Origin of the sequence: Marinobacter maroccanus (assembly GCF_002933275.1) — a bacterium.
Lineage (GTDB): Bacteria > Pseudomonadota > Gammaproteobacteria > Pseudomonadales > Oleiphilaceae > Marinobacter > Marinobacter maroccanus.
The window spans coordinates 39,245-60,402 of the sequence record NZ_PSSX01000014.1; the positions used below are offsets into that span (position 1 = coordinate 39,245).

The 21,158-nt window shown below is 59.1% G+C and carries 19 protein-coding genes; 8 read left to right on the forward strand and 11 right to left on the reverse strand.

Annotated features, from left to right (window positions below; genetic code table 11):
- Window positions 1-66 precede the first annotated feature (66 nt).
- Window positions 67-1,734, reverse strand: coding sequence for a putative bifunctional diguanylate cyclase/phosphodiesterase (locus KEHDKFFH_RS14525; RefSeq protein ID WP_104322569.1), 1,668 nt, complete (start codon window positions 1,732-1,734; stop codon window positions 67-69).
- Window positions 1,735-1,971: 237 nt separating this feature from the next.
- On the opposite strand from KEHDKFFH_RS14525, the gene KEHDKFFH_RS14530 reads away from it, so the two are divergent.
- The 5 genes from KEHDKFFH_RS14530 to KEHDKFFH_RS14550 all read left to right on the forward strand — a co-directional run bounded on the left by KEHDKFFH_RS14530 (window position 1,972) and on the right by KEHDKFFH_RS14550 (window position 7,609).
- A complete protein-coding gene (locus tag KEHDKFFH_RS14530; protein ID WP_104322570.1) occupies window positions 1,972-3,603 on the forward strand; it encodes a methyl-accepting chemotaxis protein in 1,632 nt (543 codons plus the stop codon).
- 50 nt (window positions 3,604-3,653) lie between these two features.
- Window positions 3,654-3,968, forward strand: coding sequence for a DUF3301 domain-containing protein (locus KEHDKFFH_RS14535; RefSeq protein WP_008173344.1), 315 nt, complete (start codon window positions 3,654-3,656; stop codon window positions 3,966-3,968).
- Window positions 3,969-4,097: 129 nt separating this feature from the next.
- On the forward strand, window positions 4,098-5,024 hold the full coding sequence (locus KEHDKFFH_RS14540) for an esterase/lipase family protein (RefSeq protein WP_104322571.1): 927 nt from the start codon (window positions 4,098-4,100) through the stop codon (window positions 5,022-5,024).
- Window positions 5,025-5,031: 7 nt separating this feature from the next.
- A complete protein-coding gene (locus tag KEHDKFFH_RS14545) occupies window positions 5,032-6,135 on the forward strand; it encodes a lipase secretion chaperone (RefSeq protein ID WP_104322626.1) in 1,104 nt (367 codons plus the stop codon).
- Window positions 6,136-6,214: 79 nt separating this feature from the next.
- Window positions 6,215-7,609, forward strand: coding sequence for a sensor histidine kinase (locus tag KEHDKFFH_RS14550; protein ID WP_104322572.1), 1,395 nt, complete (start codon window positions 6,215-6,217; stop codon window positions 7,607-7,609).
- On the opposite strand, the gene KEHDKFFH_RS14555 is transcribed toward KEHDKFFH_RS14550, so the two are convergent.
- On the reverse strand, window positions 7,542-8,201 hold the full coding sequence (locus KEHDKFFH_RS14555) for a response regulator transcription factor (protein ID WP_104322573.1): 660 nt from the start codon (window positions 8,199-8,201) through the stop codon (window positions 7,542-7,544). The two genes, KEHDKFFH_RS14550 and KEHDKFFH_RS14555, sit on opposite strands and share 68 nt — an antisense overlap.
- A gap of 229 nt (window positions 8,202-8,430) precedes the next feature.
- On the opposite strand from KEHDKFFH_RS14555, the gene KEHDKFFH_RS14560 reads away from it, so the two are divergent.
- From KEHDKFFH_RS14560 to KEHDKFFH_RS14570, 3 genes are all read left to right on the forward strand, one after another.
- A complete protein-coding gene (locus KEHDKFFH_RS14560) occupies window positions 8,431-9,729 on the forward strand; it encodes a substrate-binding domain-containing protein (protein ID WP_241956523.1) in 1,299 nt (432 codons plus the stop codon).
- A gap of 113 nt (window positions 9,730-9,842) precedes the next feature.
- A complete protein-coding gene (locus KEHDKFFH_RS14565) occupies window positions 9,843-11,138 on the forward strand; it encodes a pyridoxal phosphate-dependent aminotransferase (RefSeq protein ID WP_104322574.1) in 1,296 nt (431 codons plus the stop codon).
- A gap of 56 nt (window positions 11,139-11,194) precedes the next feature.
- Complete coding sequence (locus KEHDKFFH_RS14570; RefSeq protein WP_104322575.1) at window positions 11,195-12,019, forward strand: inositol monophosphatase family protein; 825 nt, start codon at window positions 11,195-11,197, stop codon at window positions 12,017-12,019.
- Window positions 12,020-12,524: 505 nt separating this feature from the next.
- Here the strand turns inward: KEHDKFFH_RS14570 and slmA are convergent.
- The 9 genes from slmA to KEHDKFFH_RS14615 all read right to left on the reverse strand — a co-directional run bounded on the left by slmA (window position 12,525) and on the right by KEHDKFFH_RS14615 (window position 21,070).
- Window positions 12,525-13,112, reverse strand: coding sequence for a nucleoid occlusion factor SlmA (gene slmA / locus KEHDKFFH_RS14575; protein ID WP_008173360.1), 588 nt, complete (start codon window positions 13,110-13,112; stop codon window positions 12,525-12,527).
- Between the two features lie 118 nt (window positions 13,113-13,230).
- Complete coding sequence (locus KEHDKFFH_RS14580) at window positions 13,231-14,040, reverse strand: thiazole synthase (RefSeq protein ID WP_104322576.1); 810 nt, start codon at window positions 14,038-14,040, stop codon at window positions 13,231-13,233.
- A 72-nt stretch (window positions 14,041-14,112) separates the two neighbouring features.
- Window positions 14,113-14,313 carry a sulfur carrier protein ThiS gene (gene thiS, locus KEHDKFFH_RS14585; protein WP_064229836.1) on the reverse strand — a complete coding sequence of 67 codons (201 nt, stop codon included), beginning with the start codon at window positions 14,311-14,313 and terminating at the stop codon, window positions 14,113-14,115.
- A 25-nt stretch (window positions 14,314-14,338) separates the two neighbouring features.
- Window positions 14,339-14,665, reverse strand: a complete 327-nt coding sequence (locus KEHDKFFH_RS14590; RefSeq protein ID WP_104322628.1) for a DUF423 domain-containing protein — start codon at window positions 14,663-14,665, stop codon at window positions 14,339-14,341.
- Between the two features lie 76 nt (window positions 14,666-14,741).
- Window positions 14,742-15,542 (reverse strand): symmetrical bis(5'-nucleosyl)-tetraphosphatase, encoded by an 801-nt coding sequence (locus KEHDKFFH_RS14595; protein WP_104322577.1) that lies wholly within the window; start codon window positions 15,540-15,542, stop codon window positions 14,742-14,744.
- Window positions 15,535-16,365 (reverse strand): 16S rRNA (adenine(1518)-N(6)/adenine(1519)-N(6))-dimethyltransferase RsmA, encoded by an 831-nt coding sequence (rsmA, locus tag KEHDKFFH_RS14600; protein ID WP_104322578.1) that lies wholly within the window; start codon window positions 16,363-16,365, stop codon window positions 15,535-15,537. The genes KEHDKFFH_RS14595 and rsmA overlap by 8 nt, the downstream gene beginning before the upstream one ends.
- The gene (gene pdxA, locus KEHDKFFH_RS14605) at window positions 16,362-17,372 is read right to left on the reverse strand and encodes a 4-hydroxythreonine-4-phosphate dehydrogenase PdxA (RefSeq protein WP_104322579.1); all 1,011 of its coding nucleotides are present in this window, start codon (window positions 17,370-17,372) and stop codon (window positions 16,362-16,364) included. The genes rsmA and pdxA overlap by 4 nt, the downstream gene beginning before the upstream one ends.
- Window positions 17,372-18,712 carry a peptidylprolyl isomerase gene (locus tag KEHDKFFH_RS14610; RefSeq protein WP_104322580.1) on the reverse strand — a complete coding sequence of 447 codons (1,341 nt, stop codon included), beginning with the start codon at window positions 18,710-18,712 and terminating at the stop codon, window positions 17,372-17,374. The genes pdxA and KEHDKFFH_RS14610 overlap by 1 nt, the downstream gene beginning before the upstream one ends.
- Window positions 18,713-18,775: 63 nt before the next feature.
- On the reverse strand, window positions 18,776-21,070 hold the full coding sequence (locus tag KEHDKFFH_RS14615; RefSeq protein WP_104322629.1) for an LPS-assembly protein LptD: 2,295 nt from the start codon (window positions 21,068-21,070) through the stop codon (window positions 18,776-18,778).
- Between the last annotated feature and the right edge of the window lie 88 nt (window positions 21,071-21,158).

Sequence of the window (21,158 nt, forward strand, 5' to 3'; positions counted from 1 at the left end):
GCCTCAGACCTAGCCAAATCTTGCAAAATGCCCCTGGAAAGGCATCCGACTCATCTAATCTTGATTTCAATCAATAAATAACGAAATCAGTTCCTGCCAGGGCGCAGGCCTGGCCATCAGGAAACCCTGGCCCCGGTGGCACTTTAACTCCCGCAATCTGTTGTGCTGATCTTCGGTCTCGATTCCTTCGGCCACCACCTCCAGATCGAGTGCCTCGGCAATTCCCAGGATCGCCGAGACGATGCGGGGATCGCGGGATTTTCCGCCGAGCCGCCAGATGAACTGACGATCAATTTTCAACACCTGCACAGGAAGCGCATGCAGATAGGCCAGAGAAGAGTAACCGGTTCCAAAATCGTCGATCGCGACCACCACTCCCTGCTCGCCGAATTCCCGCAGCCGGTTCAGGCACTGCCTCGACAGGTTCATCAGGTGCGTTTCCGTAATCTCGACTTCAGGTACCCAACCAACACTGCGAATCCGCTCAAACAACGGCGCCAGCAAGGCTTCCAGCCGCGAATCGGTAATCTGGCGTGCCGAGATATTGATGGCCAGGCCAAGTCCCTTGGGCAACTTGTCCGCGTGCGTTGAAAGGTCGGAGAGCACACAGCGCACCAGGTGTTCGGTCAATTCGTGAATATGGCTGCGCTGCTCGGCGATGGCGACAAAGTCCCCGGGCGATACCGGGCCGAATTCCGGATGGTTCCAGCGTAACAGTGCCTCCAACCCGGCGACCTTACCAGTCGCGAGGTGGTACTGGGGTTGATAGACCACACTGAATTCCCCCGGAGCTGTCTTCAACGAGGCAATCAGCGCCTCGGAAAGACGCTGTCGGTGCCTCCCCCTTTCGGTGTCCGCGGCACTGTAAATCCGGTAGCAGGCCCGCCCCACCATCTTGGCCGTGTACATTGCCCGATCTGCATTCTGCAACAACTCGGCGCCGGTTCGGCCATGGTCCGGGTAGACGGCGGCGCCAACCGACGCTGACAGAAAATACTCCCGGGCACCCACGATGATCGGCGCCTGGAAAATCTGCGTCATTCGCTGACATACATTCTCCAGGTCCTCATCATTCTGCAGTTCGATGATAACCGCAAACTCATCGCCGGAAAGCCGCGCTACCAGATCTCCCTTTCGTAGAACGCTCTGAATACACTGGGCCGCCTGCTGCAGCACCTGATCGCCGCATTCATGTCCGTGCAAGTCGTTAATAGACTTGAAAAAATCGAGGTCGACGTACAGCACGGCGAAACAGCCGCCGTCTCGCTCCCGCTGGGCCACGCGAGCCTTGAGGAATTCCTGGAACAGCGAACGGTTTGGCAGCTCCGTAAGCGGATCATAATAGGCCAGCGAGGCCAGGCGCTCATCGCTGGCAGCTATGTCCCCGACATCCGTGAAAATCCCTGCAAAGAACTGTCGCCCATCCCGGTGGACAGGATATATGGTCAACCATTGGGGATAGGTCTCGCCGTTCTTGCGACGGTTCCAGATCACCCCTTCCCAGCGCCCGTGATTGTCCAGGCTTTTCCACATGGCTTGATAGAACTCCGGGGAGTGCAGCCCGGAGCTGAGCACTGACGGCGCCTGACCAACCACTTCCTCGGCATGATACCCGGTCACCGATCGGAACATCCGGTTGACGTAGGCAATTCTGGGTTCCGTTGTCGACAGCATGATTGCCCTTGGATGGTTATCCACCAGGGCCCTGAAATCTTGTTGTTGTAATGCCTGCATGCACTGCTCACTCCCTTTTCGCAGCCCTGAACCTGGTCCCACCAGCTCCAGTCACCAGCATAATCAGTATCTGTCGCCAACCTAGCCACATATTGCAAAAACACGATTGTTACGACCAAAGCACAAGAAAACGTGAAGAAACGTTCAACTTTTGCAATAACCGGATATCGAAAGGGCCCAAGGCAGTCGATAGTTGGTTGATGTGAAGACTAATGCTAGAAAAGGCAAGGACAATTCATGCGAATCAACGAACCCGTCAGCCAAAAAGAACGGGGATACCCGGACCACTACCACCTGATCACCACCACCGACCTGCGCGGCAAAATCACCGCCGCCAATGAAGAGTTTGCCGAGGTCGCTGGCTATACGATTGACGAACTGGTCGGCCAGCCCCACAACCTGATCCGTCATCCGGACATGCCACCAGGGGCCTTCGAGAATCTCTGGCAAACCATCAAATCCGGCGAATCATGGCGCGGAATCGTCAAGAACCGATGCAAGAATGGCGATCATTACTGGGTGGACGCATTTGTCACGCCAATCCGCAAAGACGGCGAGATTGTTGAGTTCCAGTCGGTTCGCACCCGTCCCCGACCAGATCAGGTTGCCCGGGCCGAGAAACTCTATGCAGCCTGGAACCAGGGCAAAGTGCCTCGCCGATACCTGGCGATCAGCCCACCACTGCCACTGAAACTGGGTTGCCTCTATGGACTGCTGGCGATCTCGCTTCTCTGGTTCGGTCTGTCCGAGCTCACCCTGCCCCATCTATTGATATTGCAAGGACTGCTGCTGGCCGTATTTGCAGTGCTGGTCTGGCTTACCCTTCCCATGATGCGCAGCGCGAGGGCAGCCTGCTGCGAGGCCCACCCGGCCATGCCCTGGATCTATACCGGTCGTCGGGATGAAGGTGCCTGGATCGAGTTTGATCGCCAGAAGCGGGACGCCGTCCTCCGGGCAGTCTCTGCCCGCATGCATGCAAATATCGGCAAACTTCACGGCCGAAAGCAACGCACGGTCGAATGGGTTTCGAATTCGGTGGCCAGTATTCGCAGCCAGCAGGATGATATTCAGGACATTACCCGGGCCTTTGAGGAGCTTGCAGAAAGCGTTCGTCGGGTCAGTGAACTGACTGCCCGTACTCACGAGGCAACAGACGATGCACGTCAGTCAGCGGGCCAGTGTCGCGGCCAGATGACATCCATGAACCAGTCATTGACGGACCTCAGGGAGCAGCTGTCTGTCGCCAATGAACGCATGCAGGCGCTGTCTGAAAAGAGCGACGCCATCGGCATGGTTCTGGACGTAATCTCGGACATCGCCGAGCAGACCAACCTGCTGGCTCTGAATGCCGCTATCGAGGCCGCCCGCGCCGGCGAGTCTGGCCGCGGATTTGCCGTGGTTGCCGATGAAGTGCGGGGCCTGGCACAGAGGACCCATGAATCCACCCGCAAGATTGATGAGATGATCGGAGCCCTGCAGACCGAGACCCGGGAAGTGGTTGAGGTGATCAGCAACGGCACCCACTGCTGCCGGCAAACTGCTGGCATCGCCAGTGAAGCCAGCGAAACGTTGGAGGCGACACTCAGGGATGTTGATGTCATTACCTCCTGTACCCACGAGGTGGCCGGGGCTACCGAACAACAGGCCGCGCTGAGTGTTCAGGTTGAACGTCAGGCAGCACGGCTTCTGGAGCTCGGTAACCGGTCCGTCCAGAGCAGCGAAAACGCGCGGGAGGAGTCGGAACATCTGGGCAATAACGTGGATCAGGCCCAGTTGCTGACCAGTCATTTCCTGCAAATGCTGTGTGACCGGCTGTTGCCGGCAGCGGCACCAGAGAAGCGGCAACGATTCCCCGAGCCGACGCAATAAGGTAGGCTGGCGATCAACCCTCTGAGCAACCATGGAAGATCGCTGCAACCGTGACTCTTGGAACCCTGTTCTGGCTGTTCGTGGCCGGATTCGCTGTCTGGTACTGGTGGCGCGCCAAAGCCATCAAGGATTTCGTGCTTCAGGCCGCGCGCCGCTACTGCAAAAGCATGGACGTGATGCTGCTGGATGACGCGGTATTCCTCCGTGGTCTCTGGTTCAAGCGCGACGATCAGGGCCGGATCCGCGTATGGCGCCGTTTCCTGTTCGATTTCACCTCCACCGGTGAGGAACGCTATACCGGTCGCATCATCATGCTGGGCCAGCGCATCCAGCATATGGAACTGGAACCCCACCGGTTTTCCTGAATACGCAGCCTCCCTGTCCTCACCCATTTGGGCGATTCCTGATCACGACGTTCGAACCAATAATCGACAACGCATCGACGACCGTCGGCTGCCTGACGCAGCCGTCAACAAAAACAACAGGAGTCAAACATGCGTATTCGATTTACCACAGCAGTTCTGCTGGGGCTGGCCTTGCTGTCCGCCTCATTTCTGAGTCACGCCGGCTATACCCAGACCCGCCATCCGATTGTCCTGGTTCATGGTGTAACGGGGTTCAACACCATTGGCGGTCTTGTAAACTACTTCCACACCATCCCCTGGAATCTTGAGCGCAGTGGCGCACAGGTCTATTCCGCCAGCGTTTCCTTCGTCAACAGCAGTGAGCAGCGGGGCCAGCAACTGGCGAACTACGTCAACAGTCTTGGCCATGCCAAGGTCAACCTGATGGCCCACAGCCAGGGCGCGCCTACCTCCCGGGTGACCGCAGCCCTGATTCCCCACCGGATTGCCTCAATCACCTCCATCGACGGCGTCAATAAAGGCTCCAAAGTAGCCGATGTGGTCCGAGGGATTCTTCCGCCGGGTAGCTATGTCGAAGGCGGCGCCAATGCCATTGCCAACGCCCTGGGCGACCTGGTCAATGCATTGTCCGGAGCGAACAACCCGCAGAACGGGCTGGCAGCCCTGGAGACCCTCACAACCCCCGGCACAACCAGCCTTAACGACGCCCTTGGCTGGAAAGGCGTGAACCGGAATAGCTGCGCCGGCACCAGTGAGGATGTCTGGATCGACGGCAACCGCATCAAGTTCTTCTCATGGACCGGCCGGGGCGTGTGGACCAATGTTTTCGACATTACCGATCCTTTCCTGGGTGTTACCGCACTGGCCTTCGGCAGCGAGCCCAACGACGGTCTTGTGGGCGTCTGCTCCACCATGATGGGCCGGGTGATCGGTACCCACTACGACATGAACCATGTGGATGCTATCAACCACCTGCTGGGTGCCCGCTCCCTCTGGACCAACCCGGTCACCCTCTATCGCACCCAGGCCAACCGGCTTAAAAACCGCGGTCTGTGAGGTGACCATGAAACGGACATCCATCGAACCCCGTCGATGGCTGTTTCCGAGTGCCCTGTCGGCCATTCTGGCCGGCAGTGGTCTCTGGTACGGCCTTACAGGAACACCGCAGACAGAAACCGGCATGGCGGCTTCAGTCCCATCGCCATCCGCCACCCTGGCGGACTCTACCGGACCCTCCCTAGGCTCCAGCGGAAAGCTCGCCACAGACAACGTGGCCCAGGGGCCGGAGCATGCCGCAACACCGGATTCACTCGGCCCACAACCCTTCGCAGCCTCACTTTCGGGCACTGAAATCGACGGTGCCCTGACAGCCGATGAAAACGGTGAGCTGGTTATCAACCTCCAGGTCCGGGATTTCTTCGATTACTTCCTCAGCACGGTCGGCGAAGTATCTCCGGAAACGGCCATTCAACAGATCGAGGCTATGGCCCGAACTCATCTACCGGAGCCCGCGTCTTCCCAGGCGCTGACTTTGCTTGATGAATACCTTGCCTATAAGCAGGCGTCACTGCAGGTCATGCAAACGCGCCTCGATCCTGCCCGGGCAGGCAATCCGGGCTACCAACTGGGTGCTCTGGGCGACGCCCTGGCACAGCTGAAACAGCTGCGGGCGGCCACCTTCAGCTCCGAGACGCACCAGGCCTTCTTCGGGCTCGAAGAGGCCTACAGCGAATACACCCTGGCAACCCTTGCCATTCAGCAGCGCACCGACCTTAGCGACCAGGGCAAGCAGGCTCTCGTCCAATGGCACCGCAACCAGCTACCGGAACAACTGAGAACAACCGAACAACACCTGCATGCCAGCACCCGACAGCAACAGGCACGGACCGCTGCCATTGAGTCTGCCTCTTCTCCAGAGGCAGCCGGACGGCAACTGGCAGAGCTGGGCGTGAATCAGGACGGGGTCGAAAGTGTCGTGAGTTATCTGAAGCAGCGAGAACAGTTTAACCAGCGTTTTCAGGACTTCCGAAAAGCGATGGACCAGACAGACTCGTCAGGATTGGCAGAGGCCGATCTGGAAAAGCAGCGGCAGGCGTTGCTGGAGCGACATTTCCCGCAGGAGCAGGACAGGACCTGGGCACGGCTGAAGATGCTGGGCAACGGCTGACCAGAATGTGCTCGGGTTCCCGAAGAGGCGGGCCAGGGCCAGCTACAATCCAGAGACTTGCCCGCCACTGGACACGTCCATGACGACCGAGCAGATCGAACAGCAGCAGGCCGCTGGTTTTCGCAACCTGCGTTTCGCGCCAAACCTCGAAGAGGCATACCGGCAATCCCGGGCGGGCCTGATCCGGCAGCGGGCCCGGCCGGTCTCGGTAGCCGGGCTGTTCCTGTTTCTGGTCTACGCGGTTATGGATGTGCTGACCCTGCCACCCGAGCTGGCACAGGTCACGGTATCCATCCGGCTCGCGATCACCTGCCCGGTCATAGCCCTAGTGGTCTGGCTCGCCTACCGTCCGGCTCCCTCCGACAGTACCTTTGAACGCATCTATACACTCGCCTATCTCCTGGGTGGTCTGAGCGTTGTGGCAATCATCGCAGCGGCGCGGCAGCTTGCGTTTCCACTGCCCTACGAGGGCATGATCCTGATGCTCATGTTCGGATACTTTGCCATGGGGCTGCCATTTTCCAGCGCGTCCCTTGTCTCACTGGTGCTGGTGATCAGCTACCTGATGATTGAGCTTTGGTACGGGATGTCCGGCTCTGTTATTGCATCCAATCTGTTCTTTCTGACGACGGCCAACATCATCGGCATGGTGGGGGCCTGGACCAGCGAATACCGCCACCGCGCACACTTCCTGGACCGTCAGCTACTGGATCGACTGCACCGGGCGGCCCGGGAAGAAAGTCGGCGTAAAACCGACCTGATCACCGCTGCCAGCCATGACCTGCGCCAGCCCCTGAACGTGATCGACATAACCCTGGAAAACCTGTCGCCGGGTAAAGGCGGCACCAGAGCAAACTCTGCCACCAGGCAGTTAAAGGACATGATCCGACACCTTCGCCGCCTGCTGGGCACCGTCTTCGACAGCGCCAGACTGAACGAGGGCATGGTGCAGGCCGATATCCGCCCGACGCCACTGGCGCCGATTTTCCGGGATATAGGTGATTTACTGGCTGATTCTCTGGGCAACAGTGAGATGAACGTCGAAATTGACCACGGCGCTGGCAACCTTATGGTCATGGCGGACCCCGCCCTGCTGTCCCGGGTACTCCAGAATCTGATGTTCAACGCGGTGCAACACAGCGGCGGCAATGGTATTAACCTGTCTGCACACAGGGTGGATGCGCAGGTTCTGCTGGAGGTCTCGGATAACGGAACCGGCGTGCCACCCGGGCTGAACGATACCCTGTTCTCACCTTACGTCAGGGGCCATGGCCAGACCGATTACCCGGGCCTGGGACTGGGCCTGACAATTGTTCGCGAATTCGTCGCCCTGATGCGGGGAACGTGCGGCGTAGACACTGAGCCTGGCCAGGGTTCGGTGTTCTGGGTACGACTACCTGCGGCCGTCACAGCCACCCGCGTGCTCGGGCCAGATTCACGCACTCCGTCCGGTTATGAACACCAAGCTGGGTGAAAATCGCCTTGAGATGGGTTTTCACCGTGTGTTCGGTCAGATTCAGACTCTGGCAGATACGTTTATTGGGAAAGCCCTGGGCGAGTAGCAGGAGGACATCCATCTGCCTCGGTGTTACCGGCAGAGCCGGCGCCACGGGTTCAACACCACCCGGGAAGTACCCCTCACCACGGGTTACAGACCTAACCATATTCACCAGCGCCGACCGACCGGCGGATTTCGCCAGAAAGCCACTGGCACCGGCCGCCCTGGCCGCCCGTACCGTCCTCTCATCTTCGCTGCTCGAAATAATCACCACCGGAGGTGTGTCGCGGTAACCTGCCAGCCTCGGTAACAGGGCCAGCCCCGTCTCACCCTGAAGGGCAATATCGAGCAGGATCAGCTGAAAATCGTTCTGGCGGGCCAACAGACTTGCGGCAACCTCGACCGTGCTGGCAGTGATAACGCATTCGGCCAGCCCTTCCTGACGGATAAGACCCGCCAAACCCTGGGCGAACAGGGCATGATCATCAACCAGCAACACCTTTTCCAGTGGAAGCGATTGAGTGGGACAAGCAACAGCCTGCCCCGTTTCTGATGTGATGGCATCCATGAATGTGCCTCTGCCCGCTGTGTTTATTTTTGTTACGGCGGATGCATCACTATAGGCCAGCCGGGCCTTGCACTCCGCGGACTGCTTAACACTTTTTTACAGATCCTTCCCGGTCACCGGCATGGCGCGCGATCAATGAAACATAACTGTCATATTTTTGAAGCATCCTTCTCGGTTCTCAACCACCTGACTGGTAAAGGTTTTCGTAAAAATGCCGCGACTTACACGGATGACTGCAACACTTTCGGGACTGCTACTACCGGCCTTACTGGCGTTCCAGGCCCAGGCCTATGATCTGGAAATCCACGGTTCCAATACCGTTGGCGCTACCCTGGCGCCAATGCTGGTTACCGGCTACCTGGAAGAGCATGGCGGCGGCCAGGTTGCAGCCAGGGGCACGGGCGCGGAAAACGAGAAGATCCTGCGAGCGCCTGTGAACAGCCGGACAACCGAAGTGCTGGTTGCAGCGCACGGATCAAGCACCGGCTTCAAGGCGCTGGCCGCCGGCGAGGCCGACATCTGGGCCTCCTCCCGCCCGGTAAAACCACAGGAAGCAGAGCAATTCCAGGCCCGTGCGGACCTCACTGCGCCCGAGAGCGAACACGTGATTGCCATTGATGGACTGGCCGTTCTGGTACATCCATCCAACCCCGTCAGCAAGATGAGCATCGAAACCCTGGGCCGTGTGTTCTCCGGTCAGATCCGGAACTGGTCAGAGCTGGGCGGCCCAGACCGGCCCATCCACCTTTATGCCAGGGATGACCGCTCCGGCACCTGGGACACGTTCAAATCCCTGGTGCTGGGGAAACAGTTCGAACTGGACAGCAATGCCAAACGCTATGAATCCAACGACCAGCTGTCGGATGACGTTAGCCGGGATCCATCGGGCATCGGCTTCTCCGGCCTGGCCTCAGTTCGGGACAGCAAGCTCCTGGCCATTTCGGAAGGCAATGCACCAGCTCTGCGCCCCAACCAGCTCACCGTCGCCAGCGAGGACTACCCGCTGTCACGGCGATTGTTCATGTACACGCCGGGAAGCGATGTCCCACCGCTTTCCGCCGGTCTGATCGGATTCGCCCTGGGCCAGCAAGGTCAGGCACTGGTGGCCGAGTCCGGCTTTATCTCGCAGAACCCCATCGCAGTACAGCCGGAATTCGACGAAGCGACGCCCGAGAGTTTTCGCCGCCTGACCGGCAACTACCATCGCCTGACGGTCAATTTCCGCTTTTCAGAAGGCCGGACCAGACTCGATAACAAGGCGCGCAGGGACCTGCAGCGGGTTCAGCAGTACCTGACCCAGAACGGCCGATCCGCTGACGATCTGTTACTGATCGGATTTGCCGACACCCAGAGCCACGAACTGCGAGCCCAGATGATCTCTGAACTTCGCGCCCTGTCAGTCCGCAAGGCTCTGCAGGAAGTAGACGTGCCGGACGTGGCCTACACCGGCTACGGCCAGTACATGCCGGTTGGTGGCAGTGGCAGCCCACGCAATGGTCGCGTGGAAGTCTGGATCAAATCCCGCTAGCCGAGACCAAAGTCTGACGAAAAACTGCGGCAATCACCTATCCGCTACGGCATCACAGATATGTTTGGGTTTTCTATACTGACGGGGTCATTTCCAACCAACAGACAGGGACAATGGACATCCAAAACGACCACCGTTACGCGATCAACCTGAACGTTCGGGGCATTCAGCCCTCGGCCACCCTTCGCATCAATGAACTGAGCAACCAGCTCAAATCCGAGGGCAAGGACATAATCAAACTCGGGCTGGGGCAGTCCCCCTTCCCGGTTCCTGATCGCGTGGTGGAAGCGCTCAAGGAGCACGCCCACGAAAAGGATTATCTTCCGGTCAAAGGCCTCAAGGGCCTTCGCGAAGCCATTGCCGGCTACATCAACCGCAGCGAGCGAATGCGCTGTACCTGGGAAGATGTTCTGATCGGCCCGGGCTCCAAAGAGTTGCTCTTCATACTTCAGCTGGCCTACTACGGGGATCTGCTGATTCCACGCCCCAGCTGGGTTTCCTACGCACCGCAAGCGCGGATCATCGGCCGCTCGGTACACTGGCTGCCCACCCATGCCGAGAACAACTGGCAGCTCACCGCGGAAGAACTGGACATCATCTGTCGCGATGATCCCTCGCGACCCCGGATCCTGATCCTGAACTATCCGTCCAACCCCACCGGGTGCACCTACACCGACGACCAGCTGCTGGCCATCGCCAACGTGGCCCGCAAATACCGGCTGATTCTGCTGTCGGACGAGATCTACGGTGAAGTGCATTTCGAGGGCAAACACAAATCAATCGCCCGTTATTACCCGGAAGGCACCATCATCAGTACTGGTCTGAGCAAGTGGGCGGGTGCCGGTGGCTGGCGCCTGGGCACGTTCATCTTCCCCCGGGAACTGCGGCCGCTGCAGGACGCCATGGCGATCATCGCCAGCGAAACCTATACCGCCACCAGCGCCCCCATCCAGCACGCAGCTATCGCGGCGTTCAACGGCGGTGACGACATCGAGGAATACCTGAAACAGTCCCGCCGGGTGCTGAAAGTTGTTGGCGAGTACATGCATCGCCGATTGAGTGAGATGGGCGCGGTGGTACAGAAACCGGAAGGTGCGTTCTACCTGTTCCCGGACTTCTCCGGGTTCCGGGAGCAACTGGCCAGCAAAGACATCAAGACCAGCCAGGCCTTCTGCCAGGCCCTGCTGGAAAACACCGGCGTCGCCATCCTGCCCGCCAGCGATTTCGGCTTCGTGCCGGATCACCTGGCAGCCCGCCTGGCCTTCGTCGACTTCGATGGCGCCGAATCCCTGCAACTTGCTGGTGGCGAATACGCCGATCAGGATTTGGGCGATGAGTTCGTCAAGCAAGCGTGCCCAAGGCTGGTCAAGGCCATGGACAAGATGGAGCAGTGGCTGAACAGCCTATGATTCTGCCGTGTTAGACTGGCGCCCTCACTCTCTAACGGGATATCAACGGGGGCGCCATGCCTGATTCTGTTTCTCTGCTCGAGATTACCGACTTTGCCGAAAACCTGGCCCGGGAAGCCGGCGTACTGATTCGCCGCGAGCGGGACAGCAACACCCTGCGCACCGACTACAAACACCAGACCGAGTTGGTCACCCACGCCGACGTGATGGCCGACGAATTCATCACCGGTGCCATCCGCAAGCGTTTCCCCGGCCACCGAATCCTATCCGAAGAAACCATGCCCGACCTGAGCCAGGCCGAAGAGCTGGACACCCCGCTCTGGATCGTCGACCCCATCGACGGCACCGTGAACTATGCCTATGGCCATCCCCAGGTAGCCGTCTCCATTGCCTATGCTGAAAAAGGCCGCGTTCAGGCGGGTGTGGTGCATGCACCCTTCCCGGGCGAAACCTTCCGGGCGACCCGCTCAGAAGGCGCGACTCTGAATGGCCGCCCTATCCGCCACAGCGGCGCCACGGTTCCCAGAGACTCCCTGTTTGCCACCGGATTCCCCTACACCAAAGACGGCCTCGAGCCGTTGGTCAAACGCCTGGACGCCATGATTCACCAGTGCCGCGACCTGCGCCGCATTGGCTCGGCGGCCCTGGATATCTGCTGGGTGGCCTGTGGCCGCCTGGATATCTATTACGAGAACGTCAGCCCCTGGGACTTCGCCGCCGCACGCCTGATCGCCCTGGAAGCGGGCGCCACCGCGGGCCACTTCAGCGAAGTACCTGAGGGCTATCCTGCCGACCTCTGGGGTCGCGATATTCTGATCTCGGCGCCGGCTGTCTGGGAGCCTGTTCGTTCAATTTTGCGGTCGGCCTCCGGATACGACTGATTGCGCTAGTGCTTGCCTTCAGAGTGTGTTCCCTAGCCTGACAGCTTTGGGGCAGGCACGGAATGGGAACCTTCTTCCCGGAACCGCTACGAGCACATCCATGTGCGCTTGGCGCCGGCCATCCCTGGCCGTCGACATTCCGGGAAGAAGGTTCCCATCCCCTGCCGGCATTGCTGTGGTGATATCGCGAATCTATCGTAGTGAGTTTGGTAGGTCGGATTAGACGAAGTCGTAATCCGACATAGTGAAAGCAATCACAGAGTGTCTTGTTGGATTACGGCTTCGCCTAATCTAACCTACAGGCTTCGTGATTCTATTATTGGAGAGATATCGGAAAGGCCTGAAAGGCGGAGGCAGGAAGGGCTTTCCCGAAATGTCGGCGGCCATGGATGGCCGACGCCAAGCGCACATGGATGTGCTCGTAGCGGTTCCGGAAAAGCCCCACCTAACAGCGCCAGACTCCCCAGCTTTCAGGCTACAGAGTTTAAAGAGGCCAACTCCAAGCTCAGCCCCAAACACCTTCTGCAACCAACCCCCAACTCTCGTCGAAGTCAGTAGAAGGCAACCGCGAGAACGACGAACGGATAAACCGCTGAATCCGGCCTTCAACGAACACCAGGACAAAATCTGCGCCCCGAGCGGACGTGGTTCTGGGCCGCAGGCCCTGGCGGATTTCGCCTTCCTTGAGGGTCTGGCGTACCTGGGTTTCCAGGCGCTCGAAGAACTGGGAAGCACGTTTGCGCAGGGTGTCGTTTTCGCCCATCAGCGCGTCTCCGGTCAGTACACAGCATAGGCCAGGGTTGCGCTCGGCAAACACCAGTACCAGGTGCACCAGCTGTTGAAGGCGGACCCGCACATCCTCCTGCTCCTGCAGGATCACTTGGCAGCGCGAGAACACGGCCTCTTCCGCGAACTCGATAAGCGCCTCGAACATCTTCCGCTTGCTGGGAAAATGGCGATACAAAGCCGCCTCGGTAACGCCCACGGATTTAGCGAGGCCGGCAGTGGTGATTCGGGCACCCGGATCGGTCTCCAGGAGTTCCACAAGAGCATGGAGAATCGCCTCGCGGCGACTGGGTTTCTGATCAGTCATGGCAGGACAGCAGCGCTCTGATTTATCGTTGTCGGGACCGGTCGTTCAATGCCGGCCCTCGGTTATCTTTGAACAAGGGTCAGATGAAAGCTTTCATCTGACCCCATTTTCAGCTTTTTCAGAAGAAGGTGCCATCAATGGGCGAGGATGCACTGGCATAGAGTTTCTTGGGCATCCGGCCCGCAAGGTAAGCTTCCCGACCCGCTTCGATAGCAAGGCGCATGGCATTGGCCATCCGGATCGGGTCTTTGGCCTGGGCAATCGCCGTGTTCATCAACACGCCATCGCAACCGAGCTCCATGGCGATGGTGGCGTCTGAGGCAGTGCCGACACCGGCATCCACAAGCACCGGTACCTTGGCGTTTTCCACGATCAACCTGATATTGTAGCGGTTCTGAATACCCAGTCCGGACCCTATTGGCGCGCCGAGGGGCATGATGGCCACACAGCCCATGTCTTCCAGGCGCTTGGCCAGCAGCGGGTCATCCGAGCAGTAGACCATCACCTTGAAGCCATCCTTGATGAGTTCCTCGGCGGCCACCAGCGTTTCGGTCATGTTCGGGTAAAGGGTCTTTTCCTCACCCAGCACTTCCAGTTTCACCAGATCATGGCCATCCAGGAGCTCCCGGGCCAGCTTGCAGGTGCGCACGGCATCTTTCGCGGTATAACAACCGGCAGTGTTGGGCAAAATGGTATAGCTGTCCGGGGAAATCACATCCAGCAGATTCGGCTCATCCGGGTTCTGGCCAAGGTTGGTACGGCGAACCGCAACGGTAACAATCTCTGCACCGCTGGACTCTATGGCATGACCGGTTTCCATCATGTCGCGATATTTGCCGGTACCGACGAGCAAACGGGACTGGTAGACCCGTCCGGCGATTTCGAGCGGTCTGTCTTCTGGAAGCTGAAGTTCGGATGTCTCTGTCATAGTGTTCCTGAATAATTTGAATACGGGAGGATGGAAACCGCCGTGATCGGTGAATTACACGGAGCGGGCTGTTCAGCCGCCGCCAATAGCGTGAACGACTTCTACACGGTCGCCATCGCTCAGGGTAAATTCCGGGTGCCGGCTTCGTGGCACAATGTCCTCGTTCACCTCAACCGCCAGCCGCTTGCCCGCGAGAGCCATCTTTTCAATCAGCGTGGCAATGGTGGCGCCATTCGGCAGCTCCATTGCGTCGCCATTTACCTGAACCTGCATCGTGACTCTTGAACCTCTGTATTCATCACTTGTTCCGGCGAAGACCGGAGGTTATTAACAGCGCCCAGCCCACCATGAAACACAACCCTCCAAGGGGCGTGATCGGGCCGATCCAGCGGATATCTGTCAGCACCAGCAGGTAAAGACTGCCACTGAATAACAGGATGCCGGCCAGAAAAAATCCCGCTGACAAACCCAGTAACTTTCTGGAAAGCCCCTGTCCGGCCAGCAACGCCAACAGAACCAGCGCTATGGAATGATACATTTGATATGTGACGGCGGTCTGGAAAACTTCAAGCCCCCGCTCGCTGACCAGGTTGCGCAGCCCATGTGCGCCAAAGGCGCCAGCCATCACCGCCAGGAGCGCCAGAAACCCGCCCGCAACCAGAGGAAACCCAAGGATTTTGCCTGCGGAATGTTGTACGGACTCAGCAGTCACAGTGGATCTTTTCTCCCGTATCCAGATTCATCATGGTCAAGGCACCACCCCAGACACACCCGGTATCCAGGCCGATAAACCGGTCGCTGCCGGTTTTTCCTTCCAGGGCTGCCCAGTGACCAAACACCACACGGACATCGTCAGCACGGGGGAAATGAAACCACGGTTCGAAACCTTCCGGGGCGCTGTCGACACTCTCTTTGGCCGCCAGTTCCAGGGTGCCATCCTCGGCAATAAAGCGCATGCGGGTGAAATAATTGGTAATGATCCGCCAGCGGTCCATACCCTGCAGGGTTTCATCCCAGCGTTCGGGCTGGTTGCCGTACATGTGGGTGAAGTACTCCCCGGCGGCATCTCCCCGGATCACCGCTTCCACTTCCTGAGCGCAGGCCATGGCCTGACTGACTGTCCAGATATGGGGCAGACCGGCGTGGGTCATCACCAGATTCCGGACCGGGTCGTGCACGCAGAGATTCTGCTGCCGGAGCCAGTTCACCAGCCGGTCATGATCTGGCGCTTCAAGGATATCGGACAGGGTATCTTTGCGGCGGGTCTGATGGCCGCCCAGCGCCACGGCGAGCAGATGCAAATCGTGATTTCCAAGCACCACCACCGCCGAATCTCCAAGGCTCTCGATATACCTCAGGGTTGCCAGTGAGGACGGGCCACGGTTGATCAGGTCCCCGGCCACCCATAAACGGTCACGGGAAGGGGAGAAATCCACTTTGTCCAGAACATCTCTCAGGCGTTCGTAACAGCCCTGAATATCGCCAATGGCGTAGTCAGTCATCACTTACCTCGTTTGCGGGGTTAGCTGAGGCCTTCTCCGCAAAAAGCAGGTCTGCAATGGCCACGTAATCGGCCAGGGAGAGGTTCTCCGGACGCAGACCGTCATTGATTCCCAGGCTCTGGAGCTGCTCGGCCGACACCATGCCGCCCAGTGCCTTGCGGAGGGTTTTACGCCTTGCATTGAATGCCGTGCGAACCACGGCCTGAAGTGTCGTCAGATCCTTCGCCGGGTGCGGAAGCGTCTTGTGAGGCACCAGCCGGACAATCGCCGAATCCACCTTGGGCGCCGGGCGGAAAGCGCCGGAACCCACTTCGAACAGCGGCTGCACCTTGCAGAAATACTGGGTCATGATTCCAAGACGACCGTAATTGTTGTCACCGGGCACCGCTGCCATCCGCTGTACCACCTCTTTCTGCAGCATAAAGTGCATATCCTGCACAACACCGGCCTGGGACAGAAGGTGGAAGATCAGGGGCGTGGAAATGTTGTACGGCAGGTTACCGATGATCCGCAGGGGACGATCAACCATAAGCTGGCTGAAATCAAACTTGAGCGCATCCGCCTCGTGAATCCGGAACTCGGGGTAGTTGAAGAACTTGGTGCGCAGCACAGGAATCAGGTCGCGATCCAGTTCCACCACCTGAAGCCTTGGGTTCACGGCCAGTATCTCTTCGGTCAGCGCGCCCAGGCCGGGACCAATCTCCACGATGGCGTCATCGGGTTTCGGATTGATCGCGCGGATGATCTGCTCGATGACCCCCGGATCATGGAGGAAATTCTGGCCAAACCGCTTTCTGGCCTGGTGGCCGGCTTTGTTACTCACGAACAGGTCTCTTCAATTGCAGATTTGCGACAACGAGCCATTTGCTCGCCCACTTTCAGGGCCGTATGCAGACTGCCGGCATCAGCCCGGCCAGTGCCAGCCAGATCCAGGGCGGTGCCATGGTCCACGGAGGTGCGAACAATCGGCAGCCCCAGGGTAATATTGACGGCCCGCCCGAAGCCCTGAAACTTCAGTACCGGCAGTCCCTGATCGTGGTACATGGCCAGTACCGCATCGGCCTGGTCCAGCCAGTGCGGGGTAAACAGGGTGTCGGCCGGCAGGGGCCCCGTCAGCGACATGCCTTCGGCACGAAGACTCTCGAGGGTTGGCTCGATGATGTCGATTTCCTCCCGACCGAGATGGCCGCCTTCCCCGGCATGGGGATTCAGGCCTGCCACCAGAATTCTGGGCCGCGCAATGCCGAAGAACTTTTTCAGATCAGCATTGAGAATTCGGGTGACCTGGGCCAGGCGCGCCGGGGTAATGGCGGCGGAAACGTCTCTGAGCGGTAAGTGGGTGGTTACCAGCGCAACCCGAAGCTCTTCGGTCGCCAGCATCATCACCACTCGTTCAACTCCGCACAGTTCCTGGAGGAACTCGGTGTGGCCGCTGAACGATATGCCGGCCTCATTGATAACACCTTTGTGGACCGGCGCCGTCACCATGCCGTCAAAATCGCCACTCAGGCAGCCATTGGCGGCAACTTCCAGCGTTCTGAGCACATAGGCACTGCTGCCAGTATTCAGCGTGCCCGGCTGGTGATTGGCGCAACCGTCCACGTGCAGCACCGATAGCAGGCCTGCTTCCATTTCTGGCGCTTCTCCGGGCTGCCAGTGACGCAGTTCAACCGCCAGATTCATTTGCTTCGCCCGGGCTTCCAGCAGCGGTTTGCTGGCAACCACGACCACTCCCGCGGTCCTGGCCTCCAGCGCCAGCTGCAGACACAGCTCAGGGCCAATGCCAGCGGGTTCGCCGGCGGTAAGCGCCAGCACCACGGGATCAGCCATCAGGATACCGGCTCTTCTTCGGCAGGGGCGTCCTTGGCGTACTCGCCCTTGAACTCGATAAAGGCCTCATCGCGGATTTCCTGGAGCCAGTTCTGCAACTCGGTCTCGAACTTGCGGCGATAGATGGCCTGACGAGCCTCAGCGTCGCGCACATCACCGCTGATGTCTTTCTGGCGGCGTTCCTGAACCTGCAGGATGTGCCAGCCAAACTGGGACCGGAACGGCCCGCGCAACTCGCCGATATCAGCAGCCAGCATGGCCTGCTCAAACGCCGGCACCATCTGGCCGGGGCTCACCCAGCCCAAATTACCGCCATCGGAACCAGACACCGGGTCATCAGAATACTCTCTGGCCAGGGCACTGAAGCTGGCTCCGTTCTGAAGCTGTTGGTACAGGTCGCGGATCATGGTTTCGGCCTGATTGTCGGTCCTTGCCTCGGAAGGCCGAACCAGGATGTGACGGACACGATGCTGCTGGATCATCTGCTGTTGCTCGCCACCGCGTTTATCCATCACCATCACCAGGTGGAAGCCGCTGTTGTTTTCCAGAACTTCCGATGGTTCTCCCACTGGCAGCTCCGGCACAACCGGGGCTACCAGAGACGGCAGCTGGCCTTCGGCACGCCAGCCCATATCGCCACCTTCCAGAGCGTTACTGGCATCGGACTCGGCAACGGCCACCTCGCGAAAATCACGGCCACTGGCAATCTGATTGCGCAGACGCTGAGCTTTTTCCCGGGCCGCATCCACCTCTGCCTCGTTCGACGGATCGTCAACGCTGACAAAAATATACGCAAGCCGGTATTGGGCGTTATTGCCACCGCGGGCTTCCAGGCTTTCCAGGTAGTTTTCCACTTCCCGATCGGTTACCCGAACCCGGTTGCCTACCTGGCGCTGTTGAACGCGGCTGGTCAGCATCTCCCGGCGGATCTGCTCGCGAGCCTGGTTGTAGGCCACGCCTTCGGCAGCCAACTGGTTTTCAAACTGCGCCAGGGTCATGCCATTGCGCTCAGCGATGTTGGCCATGGTTTCGTTCAGCTCGTTATCGCTGATGCGCATGCCGGCACGATCTGCCATCTGCATCTGGATCGACTCGGTGATAAGCTGGTCAAGCACCCGCTCTTCCAGAACCTGGCGCGGCGGCAACGCCGTTCCCTGGGCATTGAGCCGGCTGGCGATGGTGCTGATTCGCGCCTCCAGCTCGGTCTGCAGGATGACATCCTCGTCGACAATGGCTACCACCTGATCCAGCAGCTTACGCTCGGCCTGAACAGACAGCGGAGCCAGAACGGCAAGAAGAATCAGTAACGCTTGTACACCATGGCGAAGGGTCGCCTTCATAATCACCTCTGCAAATAGAATTTGAGCTTTCTGGCGTTTTGGGGGCCTTAGTCAGGGATCCACTCAGGGAGTTCCAAAACGACGACGCTCCCTTTCATCGAAACCGTAAATGGCCTCGGAAATACTCGACGATGCACCACCGCTGCCACCAAGCCCCTTCAGCTGGACCTGAAACAGTATGCGGCTCTCAAGCTCCCGGTCGTCGGTCAGGTAGTTCTGGTGAACCATCTGAACACTCCAGCAGCAGTTATTGTATTCCAGCCCGGCGAGGGATCCGACCGTTCGGTCAAGGTCGGAATCATAGACCCAGCGGCCGATAAGACTAACACGGTCCGATACCGGGAAAACCGACGCAATATCGGACTGTTCCAGCTCGTCTCGGCTGTATGTATGCCCAACACTGGCCAGGTAACGGTAATCACTGGAGTGGAAGGTCAACTGGCTTCGTCCTTCCTCGGTATCCCCGGTATCAGGATCCCACAGCCCGGAAGAGCGGATTTCGAGGGTATCGAGTGGGTTAAGCACGACCTCGCCGGCCAGCGGTGAACGGCTCCGGGTACCGGCACCTTCACCAAACAGCGTCACCTCGCGATCCTCAAAATACTGGACCTGGCCAATACTGAACCGGGCACGCTCGGCCCCGGTGAGCAGGTCATTGAAACGGCTGGTCAGGGCAACGGTCAACTGGTTGGCATCGCCTACCCGGTCACCGCCGGTGAAGCGGTCCGGTCGAAACAGCTGTTCAAAACGAAAGGTCTGGAGGTCAGTGTCGAAATCCGGGATATCGTTCTGGTCCGGGTCGGCATCGGCCCAGGCGTAATAGAGCCGGGGCTCCAGAGTCTGGTTGTAAGGCACATCAAACAGGCTGCTCTGTCGGTCGAAATACAAGCCGTTATCCCATTCGGCAACCGGCACAGTGCGATCAAAGGTGCCATCGCCCAGTACGTAGTCATCCAGGTCATAGCGGGTGTAATCAAGGCTGACCGAAGGCCGGCTGAACCCCCACAATGCCCGCATCGGCAATGCCAACTCCGGCCGCGCCCGGAAACGCTGGCCGTTAGCCCGGTCGAGACCGCTCAGTGCTTCGTTATCCCGGTAAAACACCGTGTACTGGCTTTCCAGATTGGCCTCCACAATCCCCGCACCGGTCTCCCCTGCGTAGATAACTTCCGGCAACTGGGCATAGGGCTTATCCACATCAGCGATGCGTTCACTGATGGTCTGGTAATCGTTGAGGTAAGCATCGAAATACCGCTGATCGCTTCGGTAGGTCACCCCGCCCTTTCTCTGCAGGTGGGTCGCCTGGTTGATCTCCAGGCTCCGGTTCAGGTCGCTGAGATAGTCCTCGTCGCTTACCACGGAAAAATCCCCATAACCTCGCCAGCCACGGCCCAGGGCAGCGCGAGTGGTGGCATCGAGGGCCCAGCGCTCACCGGACTCACCGGGATTTTCCTCCCGGAACGCCGAATCATTGCCGATGTACCCAAGCTGCAAGGTGGTTTCCCCGAGGGAACTGAGGTACCGACCTTCGACTTCGTTGAACAGACCTCGGCCGTGAATGTACTGGGGCGTCAGTGTCGCGTCGTAATGCGGCGCCAGGTTGAAATAGTAGGGTACGGCGATAAAACCACCACTGCCGGCACTGGAGGAGCCGAACTGAGGGTACAGGAAACCGGACTTGCGGCGATCATCAATGGGAAAGCTGGCCCAGGGCCAGTAGAACACCGGCACATCGAGGACCTCCAGCCGCACATGTTTGGCGGTGCCAAAACCCTCGGCCCGATCCAGCCGGATATCCGAGGCAACGATGGCCCAGTCGTTCTGTCTGGGGCCGCAGGTAGTCAGAAATCCATCTTCAATGACAACCTGTTCCTCACTGATTCGTGACAGACTGCCGGCGCGACCGCGCATTTCGGGCCCGTGCAACAGAAATGTCGCGGTATTGATGTCAAGGCGACCGGTATCCACGTCATAGTTCGCGTTCTCACCGGTCAGGAGGAAGCCCTCACCTCGACTGACCAGTGGCCCCTGGACTGATACTGCGCCCTGCTGCTGACTGTAGCGAGCTTCTGAACCGGTTACCTGGAATCCTCCCTGTCGAATCCGGACATCGCCCTGGAGAAACAGCTCGCGGTCAATTTCATACCGGGCATTCAGGCCGCTGGCCTCCAGCGGTTGTTCGGCATTAGCGCCATTGGCAAACGCACTGCCGACGCCATTGCTTCTACCGGACGGCAAATAACCACCGTCACAGAACAGGGGCAACGAAGACCGCTCCTCGGCTGGCAATTCCGCCCTGGGCCTCCAGTCAATTTCCGCTGCGGATGGCGCTGTCTGAGCGTGACCTGCCGTCCCCATCAAACCCAAAAGCGTGGCCAGCAACCCGCGGCCATACCGGCTCTGCCACCGGCTTTCCGGCAATTGCAGTGGGCGTTCGGGACATGGC